Source organism: Pseudoalteromonas sp. SWXJZ94C (genome assembly GCF_015864385.1).
Taxonomy (GTDB): domain Bacteria; phylum Pseudomonadota; class Gammaproteobacteria; order Enterobacterales; family Alteromonadaceae; genus Pseudoalteromonas.
The window spans coordinates 24,424-40,351 of the sequence record NZ_JADYXF010000044.1 but is presented as its reverse complement, the minus strand read 5'-3'; the positions used below and the strand labels follow the sequence as shown (position 1 = coordinate 40,351).

Below are 15,928 nucleotides of genomic sequence, written 5' to 3'. Positions count from 1 at the left end.
GTCTTTCGACAGCTCAATGAATTCTGAATTTATTTTAATATCTTTCGATATTGAATTGACTGTGCCGAATAATTACCGAAATAACTATTCTGTTGGTCACTCAGTTTTCAATTGAGACTCTAATTTGTTTGCCTCGCTACCTAAGTAGGTTGGCTGTTAGAACTCAATCTGTACGAGTGCCCACACAGATGATTGCTTTATATTGTTAAAGAACGTTTTGAGTCGCTTTAGCGTCTCAAGGGATGCGAATAATACACCCTTTATTTTTCGAGTCAACACTTAGTTTTAAACTTTCTTTTGGAAGATTTAAAACCGAAGTTTTATTTAACTCTCTGAGTAGTTCGCTCCTCGCTAGGCGTTGGCGTTTCCCGTCTCAGTGGGGTCGCATTATAGGGAGAACAGATTTTTACGCAAGTACTTTTTTAACAAAACTTCAAATAAAGTGCTGTTCGGTCAGTAACTAACCTAAAGTGTCTGAAAGTGGTAGTTTAATAATCAAATTTTGCTTTTGTAGTACTTAAATAAATTCTACTGTTACACTTATTGATAATCTAACTATTATTTATAGGTATAAATATGGCAATCCGTTCTTATAAAGGTGTTACCCCTTCGTTTAACACGTCTGTTTATGTTGATGAGTCATCGGTATTAGTCGGTGATATTACTTTAGGTAGTGATAGTAGTGTTTGGCCGTTAGTTGCGGCTCGTGGTGACGTTAACTATATACGTATTGGTAAACGTTCCAATATACAAGATGGCAGTGTATTACATTTATCTCGTGCTACTAAAAGCAATCCAGATGGGTATCCGCTTATTATAGGTGACGATGTAACTGTTGGTCATAAGGTAATGCTGCATGGATGTGTACTAGGAGATCGTATACTTGTGGGTATGGGCGCAATTATTATGGATAACGTAGTTGTTGAAGATGATGTGATTATAGGTGGTGGCTCTTTGGTCCCACCTAACAAACGCTTAGAGTCTGGTTACTTATATGTAGGAAGCCCAGCTAAGCAAGCCCGCCCTCTCACAGAGCAAGAACTTGCCTTTTTAAAAATATCTGCCGATAACTATGTATCACTTAAAGATGAATACTTAGCTGAAATAGCTAACTTAAGTTAATAAACTTACTTCAATTTGACCTGCCGAGTTATAGCTCTCTTCTTCGATGAGTTCCTCGGCACGTTCTTCGTAATCAAAGCGATATTTTTCAAAATACTCTGTTGCATGGCTTTCGTCTGTTAATTTAAGTGTATTTACTTCTATTACACACTCCACCAGCATGCCACTAACTTGTGCAAAAAATACTAACTGATGATCGGGCTCTCTAAATTCCAGTCTATCTATAAATTGTATTGCCTGATTCATTTGAGCATCCCTTGTTTAAGCGCATCCACTACGGGAAGTATTTTTGGCATTTTATTACGCCATACATAATATGCTTGAGCAGCCTGACCAACTAACATTCCGCTACCATCTAAAAGCTTAGCGTTAGTATTATGCTGTGCAACCCAATTCATAAAAATGGTGTTTTGCAGTGAATAAAACATGTCATAGGCTACTTCACAGTTAGTTATATGTTTTTCATCAAGTGCCGGCAGCTCGTTATTCATACTGCTAGATGTAGAGTTTATAATTAGTGAGTAATCACTTACTGGTAAATCATTAAAGCCAAAGCCAGATACCGGTCCATATTGAGTAAATAGCTCTGCGAGTTCTTTAGCTTTTTGTGCTGTGCGATTAACTATTATTATTTCCTGAGGATTATGCTCTAACAAAGGTAAAATAACCCCTCGAGCAGCGCCGCCCGCACCAATAATTAAAATGCGTTTATTAGTTATAGTTACTTTATTAGCGAGTAAATCATTTACAAAGCCTACACCATCGGTGTTATCTCCGAGTAATGTGCCATCATCTCGTTTTTTTAATGTATTAACAGCCCCTACAATTTTAGCTAATGGCGTAAGCTCATCAGCCATTGCATAAGCTTGCTCTTTAAATGGCATTGTAACGTTAGCACCAGCACCACCTTGCTCAAAAAAAGACAATACTGTTTTTTCAAAGTTATCGATAGGTGCTAATATTGCGCGATAGTCGATTTGCTCACCCAGTGATACAGCAAATTGTTTATGTATCGCGGGGGATTTTGAATGTTTAATTGGATTTCCAAAAACCGCATATTTGTCCATTTTAAAGCAACCTCTTTGCAGCTATACACTGCCTATTAACGATGATAAATAATATGATTAAACGACTTTTTTCTAAATCTAAGCCAGCTCCCGAGCAACAGGCTCCTACTCCTGAAAAAACACCTTACGAAATAATAGGTGGAGAAAAAGGAGCGCGCGCTATTTCCAATCGATTCTACGACATAATGGAGTCAGATGAATACGCTAAACCGTTATATGATATGCATCCTCTGCCATTAGATCGAATTCGCCAAGTATTTTTTGAATTTTTATCTGGTTGGTTAGGCGGGCCAAACCTATTTACAGAAAAACATGGTCAGCCAATGCTGCGTAAACGCCATATGCCTTTTACTGTAGATAAAGCATTGCGCGATCAATGGATGTACTGCATGAATAAAACGCTGGATATAGAAATAGACAATCCGTTATTGCGTGAAGGCTTAAAGCAATCATTTTCTCAACTAGCAACGCACATGATCAATCAGCATTAAATTTGTATTGTAACTAAATACAGAAAGGCGCTAATTAGCGCCTTTTTGATTACTGTGTAATTTTTATAATTGCCATTCTCTGGCTATTAGCTCACTTGGTTGACTAGTTAACCACTCTTGCGGGCGTAAGTAATACTGATATAGGTTAGCTTCTGGACTACTTGGCTCTGGTTTATAATTATATTCCCAGCGTGCAAGTGGTGGCATAGACATTAATATAGACTCTGTGCGACCGCCACTTTGTAGTCCAAATAAAGTGCCTCTATCCCATACTAAATTAAACTCGACATAACGTCCGCGACGATAAAGCTGAAAATCACGTTGTTGCTCTGTGTATTCATCATTTTTACGACGTTCAATAATAGGTATATAAGCATCTAAAAAGCTATTACCAACCGATTGCATAAACGCAAAGCTCTTTTCAAAACCAAGTTCGTTTAAATCGTCAAAGAACAAACCGCCTACTCCGCGAGTCTCATCTCTGTGCTTTAAATAAAAGTACTCGTCGCACCATGTTTTATATTTTGGATAAACTTCGCTGCCAAATGGCGCACAAATGTCGTGAGCAACTTGATGCCAGTGTTGTACATCCTCTAATACTGGGTAAAAAGGGGTGAGATCAAATCCTCCACCAAACCACCATATTGGCTCTTCGCCTTCTTTTTCGGCTATAAAAAAGCGCACATTGGCATGACTTGTTGGTACATGAGGGTTTTTAGGGTGAATAACTAACGACACACCACATGCATGAAAGCTACGTCCTGCAAGCTCTGGTCTGTGTGCTGTTGCAGAACCTGGCATTGAAGCGCCAAATACATGAGAGTAATTAACTCCGCCTTGCTCTATTACAGTACCATTTGTGGTTACGCGTGTGCGACCACCACCGCCTTCAGCTCGCTGCCAGTTATCTTCTATAAATTTAGCGCTGCCATCTGCAGCCTCCAAACCTTGGCAAATAGTGTCTTGCAAAGCCATAAAGTATGCTTTTACTTGATCTAATAATTCGCTTTGCATTTTAACCTCTAAATATTTTGCCCGTCATGGCGTCTTTTATTGTGCTTGGTTGAGTATTGCCACCTAATGGCTCATCAACGTAAAAGCCAACTTGTTCTGCAAATTGTGCTTTAGCTTGCTCAATGCTAATAACAGTTTCTTGTCCTGTTAAGTTTGCACTAGTTGATACCAGCGGCTTACCAAACTCTTGGCACAAACGCTTTACTGTTGGATGATTTGTTACTCTTACGGCTATAGTATCAAACTGCCCTGTTAGCCATTTTGGCGTGTCTTTAGATGCAGGCATAACCCATGTAATTGCTGCAGGCCAACTCGAAAAAATATCGGCTCGTTTATCCATTGGTATTTTTGCATCATCTACGTATTTTAATAATTGCCCGTAGTTATCAGCAATTAAAATAAGCCCTTTTTCAACCGGGCGCTGCTTAATTGCTAATAGCTTTTCAACGGCTTGTTGATTATCTGGATCGCAGCCTAAACCAAATACTGCTTCTGTTGGATATAAAATAACTTCGCCTTGCGTTAAACACGTTATTGCAGTGGGCATATTTGGAAGGTCAGACAAAATAGTCTCCAGAAATAATTAAATGTTAGTCAGTTGGGGCTAGTTTATGCATGCAACTTTTTTGTGGGCATTGCAATAGTGTGCTATTAGCCATTTTTCTTTCGATAACTATTGGCCATTTACACTCAGGGCAAGGTTGTTCAATTGGTTTGTTATTTAGTGTGTATTTACAACTAGGATAACAATCACAAGAATAAAATACTTTACCAAACTTATTACTACGCGCTACTAAATTACCTTTTTTGCATTTAGGGCAACTCGGTAATACTTCTTCATTTTGTTTTTCTTCATTTTCATTAGCAATATAATGGCACTGCGGATAACCCGTACACCCAATAAACATGCCGTAGCGGCCATTTTTAACCACCAGCGGTTTGCTACACTCAGGGCATGCTGAATCTTCAAGAACTTTAATTTCGTTACTGTCGTGATGTGCCAATGGTCTAATAAAATCGCACTCGGGGTAACTTGCGCATCCTAAAAAAGGACCTGATTTACTATTGCGGATCACTAACTCTGAACCACACTGTGGGCATATCTCGTATTCTTTTTCGAGGGCGTGCTTGTTCGCCGAGAAAAGCGAATGATCGATTTTACTCATGGTGATCCTAAAATATTAGTGAATTTTCGCCTAATATACCCAAACCACTTAAAGATACAAGCAATGCTGTGTTTATACGTTTAAGTAATTTGAGTGCAATTAAAATAATTATCTCTAATGAAGAAGTTCGCTGGGTTCATCAAAAATCAAATCTTCCATTTGCTCATACGCCTCCTCAGAGCCTGGAACATTAAATAAGATCATAAGTACAATCCACTTTAAATCCCCTAAGCTAATATTTGGCTTATCTAGTGAGGCTAAACAGTCCATTACCATTTCACGAGTAACATTGTTAATAACACCTATTTGCTCAATAAACATTAAAAAACCACGACACTCGGCACTGAGCCTTTGGCACTCGCTATCGGTAAATATACGAATTGCATTTGTAGGATTAGCTATAAGGTAAGGAGACTCATCACTGTGTTGTAAATCAGCCAGTTGCTCTAGCCAATCGAGTGCTTTAAATATCTCAGGCTTATTAAAACCTGCTCGCAATAACTCATCAGTTAGCTCATTTTGCTCTGCAAAAATATCGGCTTCGCTATGAATATAGTTTTCAAAAAGATATAAAAGAATATCAAACATATTACCTTCCCGCGCTTAGCTTAATATAGCCATCTAAAACACGCTCAATTTGATCATCTAATTCTAAATCGAGTAATCTAGCTAACACTTCATCTATTGGCATTTGAGCACGGCGAACGATATCGTCAACACTGGTCACCTCAAATCCAATACTGTTTAAAATCTCGCATTGGGATTTGGCCTGAACAGGCATATCCTTTGTATATACGTCACTTTGATAAGAAAAACTAACTTCATCAAGAATGTCAGTTACATTTTCCACTAACTTAGCTCCTTGTTTAATTAAAAAGTGACTAGCCTGTGACAGTGGATTTTTAATAGAACCAGGAACAGCAAATACCTCCTTATTTTGCTCAAGTGCATAACGTACAGTTATCAGCGAGCCACTTTTAATTTCAGCCTCAACAATAAGTACACCTAACGACAATCCCGAAATAATACGATTACGACGCGGGAAGTTATGTGCATTAGCGGCAGTACCTGGCAGAAACTCACTTACCAATAAACCACGCTCCAATACTTGGTCAGTTAATAATTTGTGGCGCTTAGGATAATAAATATCAACCCCTGTGCCTAACACCGCAATAGTATTTCCATTACCAGCAAGTGCACCTTTGTGAGCTGCTCCATCTATCCCCCTTGCCATACCCGACGTAACCGTAATACCAGCTGAAGTTAACTCGTATGCAAATTCTGATGCTATTTCAAGCCCCGTAGGTGTCGCGTTACGACTTCCTACAATGGCAATTTGTGGAGTAGATAACAACGAAATATTTCCCCTGCAAAATAGCAACAAAGGCGCACTTGCAATCTGTCGAAGATCTTCAGGATAAAGTGCATCAAAAATACATACTACGGTAATATTATTTTGTGTAATTAACTGCTCATAATGGCTCACTTGCTGCCAATTAGTATTGAGTAAATTAGTTGCCTGATTGGCGGTTAGACCTAACTGTAATAGTTGATCATGAGATAAGCCAAATAATGACTCAAGGGAATAGTTTTTAGATAATGCTAAAAGGGTTTTAATACCTAACCCTTTACACATATAAAAGGCAAGCCAGTGGGCTAGCTTGCCATAAGATTGATCCATGCTCTCTCCTAGAGCACCGACTCGCTACAACTTAATGAATAACTGCAAAATCTCCAACGCGAATTGGGTGCTGGTTTTTAGTTATTAGCGCATAACTTACTTTGTCATACACTTTAAATACAATTAACTCGCCGACTTTTTCTTTAGGCATAGTCCATGCTTTACTATTTACGTCTGGTTCAATACCCAATGTCTCTTTCGTATCAGCTACTAACTTCTCGAACTGACTCGAATCTTCAGGGTAACGAGGACCTCGCTGCCCATCTATTACACTCGGCGATTGACGCTCAATGTCTAACACATGACCAACTTCTAGTTGCTGATCAGAGCCTAAGTTTAGCACTACAATGTCCATTGTGCTGAATTCTCGGTGATGACTCGGTGAAGCAATTACACTTCCTTCGATTGGCTGCTCAGGTCTGTGCATATTAAAGTAAGCTGGCAGCATTTGTCCTTCTGATAGTGGTAATAAAAAATCACCTTGTTTAATCTCGCGCTTTACCGACTCAACTCGTGCAGAGGACGGGACTCCGTTTTCTACATCGCCTTGTCTAAATATACGCGCAACACCTACATAATGGGCTCTATTAGCCAATACTTCTTGAGTGTTTGGATCTGTATAAGGTTCGCCTTTATGGTAAATAGCATAGGCTTGGTTTAATTTTAAATTACCATTAATATATAAAATATGACCTAAAGTTTGTGTTTTAGTATTTTGGTTTGCACCTAAAACATATGGTTTAGCGTCAATCTCATCGCTATTAATTATCTGCTCATACGTTAAATAAGGCTTAATTAACTCAAGAGGTAATGTAGTAACCGCATTTTTACCTTTTGGCGTAATACGACCTTGAGGCGATAACTTACGATAAGCTTTATTGATCACCAAACGCGGATTTCCATCGGCATCATAAATGAGTGTTAACGCATCACCTGGGTAAATAAGATGTGGATTGTCAATTTGTGGATTCATTTGCCATAACTCAGGCCACAGCCAAGGTTCATTCAAATAAATACCAGAAATGTCCCAAAGCGTATCGCCTTTTTTCACAACATACTGTTTTGGTGCGTCTTTTTTTATTGTAAGAACATCAGCTACTGCCGGAAAAGCAGCACTTAATGCAAGCATGATTGCAACTAATGGAGATTTCATTGGGCTTCCTTGTATTGTTTTTTCATTATTATTGACCAAAACCTGTTAAAGGGGAACGCTAATGGCTAAAATAAGAGCATACAATACCCTAAATTAAGCACAAGTGTAAAAGGTAACTATGGCTACGTTAGAAGTTTTAAGATTTCCAGATGAACGTTTACGCACAATAGCACAAGATGTTGTACAAATTGATGACTCTGTACGCCAGATTGTGAAAGACATGCTGGAAACTATGTATGATGAAAATGGCATTGGACTTGCTGCAACGCAAGTAGATATTCATCAAAGAATTGTGGTTATTGATGTATCAGAAGAACGCGATGAACCCCTGGTATTAATTAACCCACAAATTATTAAAAAAGATGGCTCTACTATTAGCGAAGAAGGCTGTTTATCAGTACCTAACTCGTATGCAAAAGTAGACCGAGCAGAAACAGTAACCGTTGCTGCACTTAACGAAAACGGCGAAGAGTTTGTTTTAGACGCAGACGAATTATTAGCTATTTGTATTCAACACGAACTTGATCACCTTCAAGGTAAATTGTTCATTGATTACTTATCTCCATTAAAGCGCCAACGTATTCGTAAAAAGCTTGAAAAAGAAGCCAAGTTTGCAGAACAGTAATAAGCACCTTAGGAAAACTCAGTGACTCAACCATTACGCATTATATTTGCCGGTACGCCGGACTTTGCCGCACGTCATTTACAAAAGCTAATTGAAAGTGAACATCAAATAGTAGGTGTTTATAGCCAACCTGACCGCCCTGCTGGTCGAGGTAAAAAATTAAAAGCCAGTGAAGTTAAAGAGCTAGCGCTTGAGCATAACTTACCTGTTTTTCAGCCACCATCATTAAAAGCTCAAGACGCATTAAATGAGCTTAACAGCCTAAATGCCGATATTATGATTGTTGTGGCCTATGGCTTAATTTTACCTAAAGCAATTTTAGACGCACCAAGAATGGGCTGTTTAAATGTTCACGGATCTATTTTACCGCGCTGGCGCGGAGCGGCACCAATTCAACGCGCGATTTGGGCTGGTGACGAACAAACTGGCGTAACAATAATGCAAATGGATGAAGGGCTAGATACCGGCGATATGCTACATATTAGCCGCTGTCCTATTAGCACGATAGAAACCAGCGCAAGTTTATATACAAAACTTGCAGAGCTAGGCCCAAGTGCATTGATTGAAACCATTAACAAATTAGCGAATGGTGAAATCACTCCTGAGCCACAAAATGATGAACTCGCTAATTACGCTAAAAAGCTTTCTAAAGAAGAAGCGAATATTGACTGGTCAATGAGCGCGGTACAAATTGAGCGAAACATTCGCTCTTTTAATCCATGGCCAGTGTGCTTTACCCAAATGGGTGGACAAACAGTAAAGATTTATCAAGCGCAAGTTATCTTGCAATCAGGTAATCCTGGGCAAATTTTATTAAGCGACAAAAACGGTGTAATAGTCGCGTGTGGCGAACACGCTTTATGTATTACACAATTACAACCGCAAGGTAAAAAACCAATGGCAATTAACGACTTTTTAAATGGTCGTAGTGACTGGGTAACTCCTGGCACAATATTAGGCGAAAATAATGAGTAATGTTCAAAATGTACGAGCGCTTGCCGCTGAAACTTTATATAACGTAGTTGATAAAGGCGCATCGCTTAATCAAGAACTCCCATTTGCAAGCCAAGGCTTGCCGCCTAAAGATAAAGCGCTGCTACAGCAAATTTGCTATGGCGTTTTACGCTACTTACCTAGCCTTGAAAATTACTGCCAACATTTAGTGGAAGATCCACTTAAAGGTAAACGCAGAATATTTCAATTTTTACTGTATGTTGGTATTTATCAACTACAACATATGCGCGTACCGCCACATGCAGCAATTTCAGAAACGGTAAATGCACTTGCTCAACTACGAGCTTTAGGCTTAAAAGGTCTTATTAACGCTATATTACGTAGTTTTCAGCGCCAACAAGTTGAACTTGAAGAAAAGGCAAAACTAATTCCGGTGTGTTTATATAACCACCCAAATTGGTTTATTAAGCAAGTTAAAGAAGCCTACCCTGATAGCTGGGAAGAAATACTTGCAGAAAACCAACATCAAGCACCTATGTGGTTACGTGTAAATCAATCACAATTTAGCACTCAAGAATACAGCGATATACTTAGCGCTAATGATATTGAGCACACCGTAAACCCTGACTTTATAGATGGGATTAAGCTTGCCAAACCACGCGATGTATTTTCACTGCCTGAGTTTGATACAGGTGCGTGTTCAGTACAAGACGCTGCAGCACAGTTGGCAGCTCGCTTTTTAGAGCCAAAAGATGATGACTATATTTTAGATGCCTGCGCAGCACCTGGCGGTAAAACATGTCATATTTTAGAGCTAGCTGATGCAGAAGTACTTGCTCTCGACAGCGATTCAACCCGACTAGAGCGTGTTAAACAAAACTTAACCCGTATTGGTCTTGGCGCTGACTTACAATGTGGTGATGCGTCACAACCACACACATGGTGGGACGATAAACAATTTGATCGTATTTTATTAGACGTGCCTTGTTCGGCTACTGGTGTAATTCGCCGTCATCCAGATATAAAATGGCTTCGTCGCGCATCAGATATTGTAGATTTAGCCGCTCTTCAGGGCGATATACTCAATAGCATTTGGCCACTATTAAAGCCAGGCGGCACATTGGTATATGCTACATGCTCGGTACTTCCACAAGAAAACCAACAACAAGTTGCTAAGTTTTTAGCTAATAACGATGACGTAGATCATATTCCACTTCATGATAAAGACACCGTTACAACGCCAGGATTACAGTTATTACCAGGTGAAAGTGACGGATTTTATTACGCTAAGTTGGTTAAAAAAATCTAATATCGATAACACTGAATCATTAGCCATTTATCATAAATTAAGTGGCTAATATTTTAATTAAATTGGTAATTATAATACTGGTAAATAATGAAAATAATCATACTCGGTGCTGGGCAAGTTGGCGCCACACTCGCTGAAAATTTAGTGGGCGAACAAAACGAAATAACGGTTGTTGATATAGATGGTAATCGTTTACGTGAGCTTCAAGATAAGTACGATTTACAAGGGGTAATGGGACACAGTGCCCACCCTGACGTGTTACGTCGTGCCGGTGCAGAAGATGCCGATATGATTATAGCCGTGACCAGTTCAGATGAAGTAAATATGGTTGCTTGCCAAGTGGCGTATAGTATTTTTAATACACCCACTAAAATTGCTCGAATTCGCTCAGAGCAATATTTAAAGTACCGTGAAAAACTATTTCAAAACGATGATTTACCTATCGACCATTACATTGCTCCCGAAGCACTCGTTACTAAATATATTCGTCGTTTAATTGACTACCCTGGCGCATTGCAAGTACTACAATTTGCCGATGGTATGCTCTCGTTAGTTGCAGTAAAAGCATATTATGGCGGTTTACTTGTAGGCTATGCGTTATCAGCACTTAAAGAGCACATTCCTAATGTAGAAACTCGTGTTGCAGCCATTTATCGCCAAGGTAAAGCGATTAAGCCGCTGGGTACTACGGTCATTGAAGCTGATGACGAAGTATTTTTTATTGCTGCTACCAAACATATTCGCGCGGTAATGAACGAGCTGCAAAAACTAGAGCGTTCATACAAGAAAATTATGATTGCTGGTGGCGGTAACATTGGTGCGGGTCTTGCTCGTTCACTTGAAAAAAACCACACGGTTAAATTAATTGAACGCAGTAAAGAGCGTGCAGAGCAACTATCAGAAATGCTCGATAACACTGTTGTGTTTTGTGGCGATGCATCTGATCAAGAGCTACTTTCAGAAGAGCATATAGAACAAGTCGATGTATTTATTGCTGTAACCAACGACGATGAAGCTAATATTATGTCGGCCATGCTTGCAAAGCGTATGGGCGCGCAAAAAACTATGGTGCTTATCCAGCGTGGTGCTTATGTTGATTTAGTACAAGGTGGTGAAATAGATATTGCTATATCACCACAACAAGCAACTATTTCAGCATTACTAACACACGTACGTCGTGGTGATATTGTGAATGTATATTCACTGCGTAAAGGCGCAGCAGAAGCAATTGAAGCTGTTGCTCATGGCGATGAAAACACATCAAAAGTGGTTGGTCGCGCAATTGCAGATATAAAACTGCCAGCAGGTACAACTATTGGGGCAATAGTACGTAATGACGATGTACTCATTGCTCACGACGACACTATAATTATGTCGGGGGATCACGTTATTATGTTCTTAATCGATAAAAAGCACATTAACGTAGTAGAAAAGCTATTCCAAGTAAGTGCTATATTTTTATAGCTTTATTTTACGCACAAAAAAGCCGCTGACTAAGGCGGCTTTAGTGGAGTATTACCAGTATTTAATTACTGCACTTTTGAAAATTCTTCTTTAGAAATCTCACCATTACCATCAGTATCTAAATCATCAAAAATCTTTACAAGCTGAGGATTAACCTTTGCTTCTTCCATTGTGATAGCACCATCACCATCGGCGTCAAAAGATGAAAAATCGACTGCCGCATAGGCTGCTGATGAAGACGCTAGAACTAAAACTGCAAGTGTTGTATTTAATGTTTTCATAATAATTTCCTAAATAAGTAAAGTCGGTTTACAAAATGCTTTGCTATGGAAGCAATAAAAATTGACTGTGAAAAAATAATTAATAGTTGGCAAATTCTTCTTTAGAAAGCTCACCACTGCCATCTGTATCAAGCTCTATAAACTCAGCCATTAAATCGGTATCTACCGCAGCTTCGCTAGGGCTAATTGTGCCGCTGGCGTCTGTATCTAGACTATCAAAGTCGGATGCTGCAAAGGCAGCTGAAGAAGATGCTAATGCGATAAGTGCTAATGCTTTATTTAAATGTTTCATAACTTAATCCTTCAATATTTCATTTAATTGTCTATCAAAAAAATTGGCTTATAATTTACAAAGTGATTCACACTTCCTTGCTATCCTTTTTTGTAAGCTCCTTGCCTACTTAGATTGTCTTTGGCAATTCAGGAATGAACAGTTTAAATTAAGCTTTTGAAAATTCTTCTTGTGACAACTCACCATTTTGATCAGTGTCGAGCTCTGTAAACATGCTCATTAAATCTGAATTTATTGATGCTTCACTAAGGCTAATACCGCCATTACCATCAATATCAAAAGTATCGAAATCGGTTGCTGCAAAAGCCGCTGAAGAAGATGCTAGTGCGATAAGTGCTAACGCTTTATTTAGTGTTTTCATAGTATGTATCCTTCAATTTTTAAATATGTGGGGCTGTGCGCCTCAGTGTTTTAAGCTTATGCTTGTGAAAACTCTTCTTTTGATAACTCACCATTTTCGTCAGTATCGAGCTCAGAGAATATGCTCATTAATTTTGCATCTACAGATGCTTCAGCTTGGCTAATTGCACCATTGCCATCTACATCTAATGTATCGAAGTCTGTAGCCGCAAAAGCTGCTGATGAAGATGCTAATGCGATAAGTGCTAAAGTTTTATTAATGCTTTTCATAATATGTATCCTTCAAATTTATGTGTGCGATTAAATGCTTTCTTTAAATCACGTTTTCGTTCAGTACAACTAGACTAATACAACTTAAATGCCAGCTTTTAAAAACCATTACTTTTCAAAGTATTAGAGGTTAAATAAACTAAATATGGATAAATACTAGGTGATTTTTGTTGCTTTATAGCAACACACTTTACAGACACAAAATTAAAGCGAATAAAAACAATCAGTTATGTTTACGCGAAAAGATACAATTTTGATAAGAAATTATTAAGAGGATTCTTTTTTAGAAGAATTGAGTTGAAATTTAGCCAAGTGTTTTGTTAAAAAACAAAATATGGCATTTAAAATAAAAATCAAAGCCTTGTTTTAAAAGGAAAAACAATTAATTTTTAATGAAAATAAAAAATATTGATTAAAAATCAATTGAAAATCACTTTTTGTTGCAAAGAAGCGAAAGTAATTTATTCCGTTGTCGACTCTAGTGCTGAAGGGTCGATAAAATGCTCTTTCATAAAAGTTTGCATCTCACCTTCACTTGCTAATAGCTTAATGCCACAACGTGCTCCGGTAGTATGCTCTTTAACGCTACATACCTCACCTTCAAAGTTTTTATCACTGCTGTTAAGTATTACAGTGCACTGCATATCTTTTATATTTTCGAGTTCTTTATCACTTTTAACGTCAAACATAACTCCCGTTAATGAAATATCTTTAATTACTCCATTAAGTACTCGGTCGTCGCTTAATTTAAGTTTTGCAGGTAATAAGGTGGGTATACGTGTTTGTGAACGCAGAGCAAATAGCTGCACTTGTTTAGGAAAATTAATAAAAATAAGCCGTGCTGGATGAGAGGCAACCGACATTACCTGTTGGCGAAACGCTATAACCTGCCCACCTTCACCTTCTATTAAAGCTCTGACTACAACCATTACACCATCACGTAAATAATCAACAGCTGCAGGTAGGCGTTTTGAATTTGGGTAATTTAAAATAATAAACTTATTATCAAGTAAACCTATAAACTCCGTTTTTACACGTTTACTGTCAGTTGGGGTTAGTATTTCTAAATCAACCATTCCCCCAGTTGTTAACTGGTGTAGTTTTTCTAGGTTTGTAGTTGGCATATCCCTTTCCCAATAATAATTTTTATAGTTAAGCTATCGTTTATCCACGCCAAAATGTTGGTGTAAATAGCACTAATAAAGTAAATATTTCTAAACGCCCAAATACCATTGCAATGGTAAGTAACCATTTGGCACCATCGCTGACGGCTCCGTAATGCGATGCAACATCACCCAAGCCAGGACCAAGATTATTTAAACAAGCTGCTGTAGCAGAAAACGCGGTAATGTTATCCATACCGGTACCCATTAACGCTAGCATAATAATAATAAACACTAATGCATACGCAGAGAAAAACCCCCACACAGCCTCTACTACTTTATCTGGTAACGCTTTTCGACCCAGTTTTATCGAATATATAGCTCGAGGATGCACCAACCTATTAAGCTCGCGCACACCTTGTAAATAAAGCAAAAATACTCGTACTACTTTCATACCGCCACCAGTAGAGCCCGCACATCCGCCAATAAAACTCGAAAAGATTAGTAAGATAGGCAAAAACAAAGGCCAAGTAGAAAAGTTATCGGTAGCAAAGCCGGCTGTAGTACTCATCGAAACAGCTTGAAACAATGCCTGATCGAGGGTTTCGTCGCCATCTGCAAAAATTTCGTTTGATGAAAGCACTGTAAAGCAAATAACCACCAGCGCTAATTGAATACACAAAAACACCTTAAATTCTGGGTCACGTATATACACCTGTATGTTTCTACTTGCTACCGCAGCATAGTGTAGTGAAAAATTAACAGCTGCAATTATCAAAAAGAAAACACATATAAAGTTAATTACAGGGCTATCAAAATGCCCCATAGAGGCATCGTAAGTAGAAAATCCACCAATTGCCACAGTAGAAAACGCATGACAAATTGCATCAAACCAGTTCATTCCTGCAGCCCAATAGGCAAGCATACATGCAACTGTTAACGATACATAAATGTACCAAAGATGCTTTGCTGTATCGGCTATACGCGGGGTCATTTTTGAATCTTTTACTGGCCCTGGTATTTCGGCTCGATATAACTGCATACCACCTACGCCTAGCATTGGCAGTATAGCTACCGCAAGTACGATTATCCCCATGCCACCAAACCACTGTAATTGCTGTCGATAAAACAACACGGATTTAGGAAGGTATTCAATACCGGTAAGCACCGTAGCGCCTGTAGTTGTTAAGCCAGAGAATGCTTCAAACACCGCATCGGCTAACGATAAATTAGGTTCTTGTAAAAATATAAGTGGTAAGGACGCAAACGCCCCTAGTACCAACCAAAACAAAACAACAATCAAAAAGCCTTCTCGTGCTTTTAAGTCCCCGTTTTCATGACGATTTGGGTAATAAGCCATTAAGCCAATAACAACACTAAAAATAAATGCTAAAACAAACGGAACACCGCCACCGTCTTTGTAAATTAAAGACACCAGTGCTGGGGGCACCATGGTAATACTGAACAAGGCAACAAGTTGCCCAAGAATTTTTATGATGGTCCGAAATTGCATTTAGCTTATCGCTTTTATTATTAGTAAATTCAGATTGAGTTGTATCAACCAGATCAAATAGAG

At 38.6% G+C, this 15,928-nt stretch carries 20 protein-coding genes; 6 read left to right on the top strand and 14 right to left on the bottom strand.

The annotated features are described in order from the left end of the window. Positions 1-576 precede the first annotated feature (576 nt). On the top strand, positions 577-1,122 hold the full coding sequence (locus tag I6F65_RS17110) for a gamma carbonic anhydrase family protein (protein ID WP_024609635.1): 546 nt from the start codon (positions 577-579) through the stop codon (positions 1,120-1,122). On the opposite strand, the gene I6F65_RS17105 is transcribed toward I6F65_RS17110, so the two are convergent. Both I6F65_RS17105 and aroE read right to left on the bottom strand, forming a co-directional pair. Next, positions 1,114-1,368 carry a DUF1488 family protein gene (locus I6F65_RS17105; protein ID WP_004335144.1) on the bottom strand — a complete coding sequence of 85 codons (255 nt, stop codon included), beginning with the start codon at positions 1,366-1,368 and terminating at the stop codon, positions 1,114-1,116. The genes I6F65_RS17110 and I6F65_RS17105 overlap by 9 nt on opposite strands. Continuing rightward, complete coding sequence (gene aroE, locus I6F65_RS17100) at positions 1,365-2,189, bottom strand: shikimate dehydrogenase (protein WP_197114100.1); 825 nt, start codon at positions 2,187-2,189, stop codon at positions 1,365-1,367. Before aroE ends, I6F65_RS17105 begins: the two co-directional genes overlap by 4 nt. A gap of 53 nt (positions 2,190-2,242) precedes the next feature. Between aroE and I6F65_RS17095 the strand changes: the two genes are divergently transcribed. Continuing rightward, positions 2,243-2,680, top strand: coding sequence for a group II truncated hemoglobin (locus I6F65_RS17095; RefSeq protein ID WP_004335148.1), 438 nt, complete (start codon positions 2,243-2,245; stop codon positions 2,678-2,680). A 63-nt stretch (positions 2,681-2,743) separates the two neighbouring features. Here the strand turns inward: I6F65_RS17095 and hemF are convergent, their stop codons facing one another. From hemF to I6F65_RS17065, 6 genes are all read right to left on the bottom strand, one after another. Next, positions 2,744-3,694 carry an oxygen-dependent coproporphyrinogen oxidase gene (hemF, locus tag I6F65_RS17090; RefSeq protein WP_024609633.1) on the bottom strand — a complete coding sequence of 317 codons (951 nt, stop codon included), beginning with the start codon at positions 3,692-3,694 and terminating at the stop codon, positions 2,744-2,746. A gap of 1 nt (position 3,695) precedes the next feature. After that, entirely contained in the window at positions 3,696-4,259 is a 564-nt protein-coding gene (locus I6F65_RS17085) for an L-threonylcarbamoyladenylate synthase (RefSeq protein WP_024609632.1), read from the bottom strand. Positions 4,260-4,284: 25 nt separating this feature from the next. Next, a complete protein-coding gene (locus I6F65_RS17080) occupies positions 4,285-4,860 on the bottom strand; it encodes a type I DNA topoisomerase (protein WP_197114099.1) in 576 nt (191 codons plus the stop codon). 114 nt (positions 4,861-4,974) lie between these two features. Continuing rightward, positions 4,975-5,448, bottom strand: coding sequence for a DUF494 family protein (locus tag I6F65_RS17075; protein ID WP_024609630.1), 474 nt, complete (start codon positions 5,446-5,448; stop codon positions 4,975-4,977). Position 5,449: 1 nt separating this feature from the next. Next, positions 5,450-6,541: a DNA-processing protein DprA gene (gene dprA / locus I6F65_RS17070; protein WP_024609629.1), complete on the bottom strand. Its 1,092-nt coding sequence runs from the start codon at positions 6,539-6,541 to the stop codon at positions 5,450-5,452. Positions 6,542-6,572: 31 nt separating this feature from the next. Next, entirely contained in the window at positions 6,573-7,694 is a 1,122-nt protein-coding gene (locus I6F65_RS17065) for a LysM peptidoglycan-binding domain-containing protein (protein ID WP_024609628.1), read from the bottom strand. A gap of 118 nt (positions 7,695-7,812) precedes the next feature. Between I6F65_RS17065 and def the strand changes: the two genes are divergently transcribed. The 4 genes from def to trkA all read left to right on the top strand — a co-directional run bounded on the left by def (position 7,813) and on the right by trkA (position 12,046). Next, positions 7,813-8,319, top strand: a complete 507-nt coding sequence (gene def / locus I6F65_RS17060) for a peptide deformylase (RefSeq protein WP_197114097.1) — start codon at positions 7,813-7,815, stop codon at positions 8,317-8,319. 21 nt (positions 8,320-8,340) lie between these two features. Further along, positions 8,341-9,294 (top strand): methionyl-tRNA formyltransferase, encoded by a 954-nt coding sequence (gene fmt / locus I6F65_RS17055; protein ID WP_197114095.1) that lies wholly within the window; start codon positions 8,341-8,343, stop codon positions 9,292-9,294. Continuing rightward, positions 9,287-10,582 (top strand): 16S rRNA (cytosine(967)-C(5))-methyltransferase RsmB, encoded by a 1,296-nt coding sequence (rsmB, locus tag I6F65_RS17050; RefSeq protein WP_024609625.1) that lies wholly within the window; start codon positions 9,287-9,289, stop codon positions 10,580-10,582. Before fmt ends, rsmB begins: the two co-directional genes overlap by 8 nt. 87 nt (positions 10,583-10,669) lie before the next feature. Then, entirely contained in the window at positions 10,670-12,046 is a 1,377-nt protein-coding gene (gene trkA, locus I6F65_RS17045) for a Trk system potassium transporter TrkA (RefSeq protein ID WP_024609624.1), read from the top strand. A 65-nt stretch (positions 12,047-12,111) separates the two neighbouring features. Here the strand turns inward: trkA and I6F65_RS17040 are convergent, their stop codons facing one another. From I6F65_RS17040 to I6F65_RS17015, 6 genes are all read right to left on the bottom strand, one after another. Beyond that, positions 12,112-12,327 (bottom strand): EF-hand domain-containing protein, encoded by a 216-nt coding sequence (locus tag I6F65_RS17040; RefSeq protein ID WP_024609623.1) that lies wholly within the window; start codon positions 12,325-12,327, stop codon positions 12,112-12,114. A 79-nt stretch (positions 12,328-12,406) separates the two neighbouring features. After that, positions 12,407-12,619, bottom strand: a complete 213-nt coding sequence (locus I6F65_RS17035; RefSeq protein ID WP_024609622.1) for a calmodulin — start codon at positions 12,617-12,619, stop codon at positions 12,407-12,409. Between the two features lie 148 nt (positions 12,620-12,767). Further along, positions 12,768-12,980, bottom strand: a complete 213-nt coding sequence (locus I6F65_RS17030) for an EF-hand domain-containing protein (RefSeq protein WP_024609621.1) — start codon at positions 12,978-12,980, stop codon at positions 12,768-12,770. Between the two features lie 56 nt (positions 12,981-13,036). After that, a complete protein-coding gene (locus I6F65_RS17025) occupies positions 13,037-13,249 on the bottom strand; it encodes an EF-hand domain-containing protein (RefSeq protein ID WP_024609620.1) in 213 nt (70 codons plus the stop codon). Positions 13,250-13,710: 461 nt separating this feature from the next. Next, entirely contained in the window at positions 13,711-14,373 is a 663-nt protein-coding gene (locus I6F65_RS17020) for a flagellar brake protein (protein WP_024609619.1), read from the bottom strand. Between the two features lie 40 nt (positions 14,374-14,413). Further along, positions 14,414-15,865: a TrkH family potassium uptake protein gene (locus I6F65_RS17015; protein WP_024609618.1), complete on the bottom strand. Its 1,452-nt coding sequence runs from the start codon at positions 15,863-15,865 to the stop codon at positions 14,414-14,416. Between the last annotated feature and the right edge of the window lie 63 nt (positions 15,866-15,928).